At 66.6% G+C, this 5,649-nt stretch carries 6 protein-coding genes and 1 tRNA gene; 1 reads left to right on the forward strand and 6 read right to left on the reverse strand.

Annotated elements, in window-relative coordinates:
* On the reverse strand, positions 1-572 hold a 572-nt coding region (locus VDQ18_RS22525; protein WP_323023099.1), incomplete at its 3' end, for a paraslipin.
* 181 nt (positions 573-753) lie between these two features.
* Between VDQ18_RS22525 and ettA the strand changes: the two genes are divergently transcribed.
* Positions 754-2,409 carry an energy-dependent translational throttle protein EttA gene (gene ettA, locus VDQ18_RS22530; RefSeq protein WP_323023100.1) on the forward strand — a complete coding sequence of 552 codons (1,656 nt, stop codon included), beginning with the start codon at positions 754-756 and terminating at the stop codon, positions 2,407-2,409.
* A gap of 36 nt (positions 2,410-2,445) precedes the next feature.
* Here the strand turns inward: ettA and VDQ18_RS22535 are convergent, their stop codons facing one another.
* The 5 genes from VDQ18_RS22535 to VDQ18_RS22555 form a co-directional block, all read right to left on the reverse strand.
* A complete protein-coding gene (locus VDQ18_RS22535; RefSeq protein ID WP_323023101.1) occupies positions 2,446-2,841 on the reverse strand; it encodes a GFA family protein in 396 nt (131 codons plus the stop codon).
* A gap of 107 nt (positions 2,842-2,948) precedes the next feature.
* Positions 2,949-3,025 (reverse strand) — tRNA-Arg (locus tag VDQ18_RS22540).
* A gap of 40 nt (positions 3,026-3,065) precedes the next feature.
* Positions 3,066-4,037, reverse strand: coding sequence for an alpha/beta hydrolase (locus VDQ18_RS22545; RefSeq protein ID WP_323023102.1), 972 nt, complete (start codon positions 4,035-4,037; stop codon positions 3,066-3,068).
* 3 nt (positions 4,038-4,040) lie between these two features.
* On the reverse strand, positions 4,041-4,781 hold the full coding sequence (locus VDQ18_RS22550; RefSeq protein ID WP_323023103.1) for an alpha/beta hydrolase: 741 nt from the start codon (positions 4,779-4,781) through the stop codon (positions 4,041-4,043).
* On the reverse strand, positions 4,778-5,587 hold the full coding sequence (locus VDQ18_RS22555) for a creatininase family protein (RefSeq protein ID WP_323023104.1): 810 nt from the start codon (positions 5,585-5,587) through the stop codon (positions 4,778-4,780). The genes VDQ18_RS22550 and VDQ18_RS22555 overlap by 4 nt, the downstream gene beginning before the upstream one ends.
* Positions 5,588-5,649: the final 62 nt, after the last annotated feature.

Below are 5,649 nucleotides of genomic sequence, written 5' to 3' on the forward strand. Positions count from 1 at the left end.
CGGCGGGCGCGCTCGGCGTTGAGCTGTTGCAGCATGGCGGCGCGGGTGGCCTCGTCGAGGTTCACGTCGAGGAGTTCGGCGCGGGTCACCACGATGCCCCAATCATCGACCACATCGGCAATCGCCGCGCCGATCTTCTGCGTCAGGCGGGCGCGGTTCGACTGCACCTCATCCAGTTCCATCGTGCCGATTTCCGAGCGCACGATACCGGCGACGGTCGTCAGGATCGCCGCGTCCACGTCCCGGATCCGGTAGACGGTCTTTTCCGGCTCCATGATGCGGTAGAAGACCGAGGTCTCGACCTGCACCAGCACGTTGTCGGTGGTGATCGCATCCTGCCGCTGGTTCGGCAGCTGCCGTTCCAGGATCGAGACCTTGTGCGCGACGGTATCGACGAAGGGCACGATCAGGTTGATGCCCGGCCCCAGAACTGCGCGCAGCCGACCGAAACGCTCGACCACGTATTTCTGCGACTGGGGCACGATGCGCACGCCCAGGAACAGCGAAATGATGATGAAAATAGCAAGCAGCAACAGGACGATAGTGCCGCCGCCGATGGAATCGAAGGGCATGAAGAACTCCGGGATCAATGGCTGTGGGGTCGGGATAGGATCGGGTTTCACAGCAAGCCAGGGATAGTCGCAAGGCCTGCAGTATGGAGGCTGGCGGGGCCGAGGGAAAGAGGCACGGCTTGCAGCGAGCCCCCCGCCCCTGTAGGGAACGTGCAAATCCCCGTTATATCTGGAGCGTGAGATGGCCTCGTATCAGTACGTCTATCACATGGATGGCGTGTCCAAGACCTACCCCGGCGGCAAGAAATGCTTCGAGAACATCCGCCTGAACTTTCTGCCCGGTGTCAAGATCGGTGTCGTCGGCGTCAACGGCGCCGGTAAATCGACGCTGCTGCGCATCATGGCCGGGATCGACAAGGATTTCTCCGGCGAGGCCTGGGCCGCCAAGGGCGCCAAGGTCGGCTACCTGCCGCAGGAGCCGGCGCTGGATGAAAGCCTCGACGTGCGCGGCAACGTGATGCTGGGCGTGGCAGCGAAGCAGGCGAAGCTCGACCGCTACAACGAACTCGCCATGAACTACTCGGACGAGACGGCCGAGGAGATGGCGAAGCTGCAAGACGAGATCGACGCCGAGAACCTCTGGGATCTCGACAGTCAGGTCGATGTGGCGATGGAAGCGCTGCGCTGCCCGGCCGACGACGCCGATGTCGCGACCCTCTCGGGCGGGGAACGCCGCCGGGTGGCGCTGTGCAAGCTGCTGCTCGAAGCCCCGGACATGCTGCTGCTGGACGAACCGACCAACCACCTCGATGCCGAGACCATCGCCTGGCTGCAAAAGCACCTGATCGAGTACAAGGGCACCATCCTCTGCGTCACGCACGACCGCTATTTCCTGGATGACATCACGTCCTGGATCCTGGAGCTGGAGCGCGGGCGCGGCATTCCCTACGAGGGCAATTATTCCTCGTGGCTGGAACAGAAAGCCAAGCGCGTCGCCCAGGAAGCGCGCGAGGACAAGGCCAAGCAGAAGGTTCTGGAAAAGGAACTGGAGTGGATCCGCGCCGGGGCCAAGGCCCGTCAGGCGAAGTCGAAGGCCCGTATCTCGGCCTACGAGAAGATGGCCGACCAGTCCGAGAAGGAACGCGTGGGCAAGGCCCAGATCATCATCCCCAACGGCCCTCGTCTGGGCGGCAAGGTGATCGAGGTCGAGGGCCTGAGCAAGCATTACGGCGACCGCCAGCTGATCGAGAACCTGTCGTTCTCGATCCCGCCGGGCGCCATCGTCGGCGTGATCGGCCCGAACGGCGCCGGGAAATCGACGCTGTTCCGCATGATCACCGGCAAGGAACAGCCCGATGCGGGCTCGGTCACGCTGGGTGACACGGTGAAGCTGGCCTATGTCGACCAGTCGCGCGATGCGCTCGACCCCAACGCCACCGTCTGGGAAGAGATTTCCGGCGGCGCCGAGCTGATCGAACTGGGCGACGCCCAGGTCAACAGCCGGGCCTATTGCGGCGCCTTCAACTTCAAGGGCGGCGACCAGCAGAAGAAGGTCGGCCTGCTGTCGGGCGGTGAGCGCAACCGCGTGCACATGGCCAAGCTGCTGAAAGAGGGTGGCAACGTCCTCCTGCTCGACGAACCGACCAACGACCTGGACGTGGAAACGCTGCAGGCGCTGGAAGCGGCCATCGAGGATTTCGCCGGCAACGCGATCATCATCTCGCACGACCGTTTCTTCCTCGACCGGCTTTGCACGCATATCCTCGCCTTCGAGGGCGAGGCCAAGGTCGAATGGTTCGAAGGCAACTTCGAGGCCTATGAGGAAGACAAGATCCGTCGCCTCGGCCCCGATGCGGTCGAACCGAAGCGGGTCAAATACAAGAAATTCTCGCGTTAAGACAAAGGGCCCGGCGACGGGCCCTTTTCCTTTCCCTCAGGTCGCCGGATGGCCGGGGTTCTGCGGGGCGTCGTCGCAGATCTGGACCCAGCCGGGCTTTTCCGAAGTGAATTCGTGGAAGCGGTTCCTGAGCCCGGTCTCGGTATCCAGCGCATTGGCAGCGATGGGAAAGCTCGACTCCTCCGACAGGATCTCGCCCAGCGAACTGCCGCAGATCCGGCAGAAGCAGCGGGCGTATTTGTAGGGCGCCTCGGGCTGGTAGGTCGCCACATGCTCCCTGCCCTGCACCCAGCGCAGATCCTCGCGCTTGACGAAGACGATGGTGCTGGCCCCCGCCTTGCGGCAGCGCGAGCAATGGCAGGTGCCCATGGTCGAGGGTTGAGCCAGAAGCTCGAACCGAACCGCCCCGCAACAGCAGCTTCCCTGAATCATGACCGGTTCCCTTGATGGCCGAGCGACACACCGGAACATATCATGAACAAATCACTGCAAGCAAGCGCGGCCTTCGGGGGCCGGGGCGGGAATGGGGGGGGAAAAACTGGCGATCCCGAGAGGACTCGAACCCCTGACCAACTGCTTAGAAGGCAGCCGCTCTATCCAGCTGAGCTACGGGACCGCACCGCTTTCTCATGCGTCACCCAGCCCGGGGCGTCAAGTCAGAGGCCGCGTGCCCAGACGATGCTGGCGGCTACCACCCCCGCCGTCGCATCGGGCGAGAGGATGTCACCGGCGATGACGTGCTGCTGCGGGTCATTCGCGTCCTCGACCCGCTGCATCGTCACCGGGGCGCCCCAGCGGGCCATGACCTCCTCGGTCACGCGGGAATCGACCACCCGGTCGCCCTCGGCATAGAAGACAAGCGCGGGCACCCTCGCCTGTTCGACCGGGGCGTGGCGCGCCGCCTCTTGCACCACGCGCATCGGGAACAGCGCGGCGCTGGGGTAGCTGGTGGTCCAGTAGCGGCCGTGCGCCGCATTCGCCGGCTGCCAGCTGCGCTCGGTGCCGAAGATCCAGGGGCCCCAGGTGCTGGCCCAGGGCAGGTCCAGCACGAAGGCCATCCGGTCGGCGGGCGAGAAATTGGGGGAAATCAGGATGATCCCGTCGATCCGCTCGCGATAATCCGGGTCCAGCGCGGCCAGCACCGCCAGCGAGCCGCCGGTCGAGGTGCCGATCAGCACCACCCGTTGCCCCAGCCTTTCGCCGATGGCCATGGCCTCGGTCAGATCCGTCGCCCAATCCTCAACCGTCACCTCGCCCAGCGCCGGGCCGGGGCGGCCGTGACCGGCGAGCCTTGTCTCGAAGAGATTGGCCTCCAGCGCTTCGGCGAGGCGCAGAGGGACGGGCGCGATCTCCTGCCGGGTGGCGGAGAAGCCTGGCAGATAGACCAGCGCCAGATCGGTCGCAGTGCCGCGCTCGCCCGCCCAATGGATCAGCTTCTGCGTGCCGGGGGTGAGGTCGTCGAACACCCCTTCGCGCGTCTCCAGCCAGGCGTCGAGGTCGGCGCCCGGGACCACCGGCGCAACCTGCGCCGCCGGGGGCCAGTCGGTGCGGGGGGCGAAATACCACAGCGCGCCGCCGACCAGCAGCAGATCGCCCAACAGCGCCAGCAGGAGGAGCCGCGCCTTCATCCCTCAGACCGGCAGCCGGTCGAGCGTCTCGGCCAGCAGCGCCAGATTCTCGGGTTCCGAAAAGCGGTGATCGGCCCCCTTGACCAGCGTCAGCCGCAGGTCGGGGCTCTCGGCATGATCGAAGAGCTTCAGCGCCACCGAGGGCGGCACGTCGACATCGGCCGATCCCTGCAACAGCCGCACCGGGAAGGGCAGCGGCAGCGGGCTGCGCAGCACCAGCCGGTTGCGCCCCTCCTCGATCAGGCGGCGGGTGATGACATAGGGGCCGTCGTCATATTCCGAGGGCTGCTCGATGCGGCCGGTGGCGGCCATGGCGGCGCGTTCGGCCTCGGTGAACGAGGGCTCCATCAGGTCTTGGGTGAAATCGGGCGCGGCGGCGATGCCGATCAGCCCGGCGATCCGCTCGGGGATGGCACGCGCGACCAGGAGGGCGATCCAGCCCCCCATCGAGGAGCCGACGAGCACCTGCGGCCCCTCGGTCAGGGTCTCGATGGCGGTGAGCGCATCCTCGAACCAGTCGCCGATGGCACCGTCGAGGAAATCGCCGTCCGACTGGCCATGGCCGGAATAGTCGAAGCGCAGGAAGGGACGGCCCCGCTCCTCGGCCCAGGCTTGCAGGAATTGCGCCTTGGTGCCGGTCATGTCCGACTTGAAGCCGCCGAGGAAGACGACCCCCGGCCCGGTGCCGGGGGTTCGGTGATAGGCCAGGCGGCGGCCCTGCGGCGTGGTCAGGAAGTCGGTCACCGGAAGGGCACTCCCTGCGTGCCCTCGCCGCGGACATCCCGGGCTGGCGCCCAGGTTTCGGGGTCGCGGATCAGGGCGGCGACGGCCTCGGCGCCCGCTTCGAGCATCGCCTCGCCCTTGGCCGCGCTGGCGCGGGTCGGATTGCCGACGATGCCGTTGGCGGTGACGTGCTGGAAAGGCCGCCAGCGGTAGCTGGCCTTGCCGGCCTTGAGGAAGCGCGCGCCGTCCATGGCCTGCGTGAGGTTCCCGAGGTCCGAGGTATCGACCAGATCCGGTTCGCAGACCATCATCATCGAGGTCTCGGCCTCGCCCGCATGCATGACGCCGGGCTGGTCCTGGCAATGGCGGGCCAGATCGTCGCCCGCTTCCGTGACATAGGTGGTGGCGACCAGCGTCGCCGGCGAGGTCGGGGCCAGTTCGTCGCAGATCTGCTGCATGGCGATCTGGTTGCCGCCATGGCTGTTCGAGATGAGGATATGGCGGAAGCCGTGGCGGGTGATGGCCTCCACCAGGTCGCGGATCACGGCGCGGAAGGTCGACTGGCTCAGCGTCAGCGTGCCGCCATAGGGCATGTGATGCTCGCTGAGGCCGGACCAGACGACGGGGGTGACGACGACCGGGCGGGTGTCCCAGGCCTTGCGGGCGGCGCGCATGGCGATCTCGTAGCCGAGGCGGGTGTCGGTCATGGTGGGCAGGTGCGGCCCGTGCTGCTCGATCGAGGCGATGGGCAGGATGACCACGGCATCCTGCGCGGCCAGCGCGCGGAGTTCATGCGCCTTGAGGCGGGACCAGTCGGTTTCAGGCATCGGCGTCTCCCTTCGGTTGCGGGCATGATGCACGCGCGGGCAGAAGGTGCAACCGCCGTAGG

Origin of the sequence: Pararhodobacter sp., from assembly GCF_034676075.1 — a bacterium.
Lineage (GTDB): Bacteria > Pseudomonadota > Alphaproteobacteria > Rhodobacterales > Rhodobacteraceae > Pararhodobacter.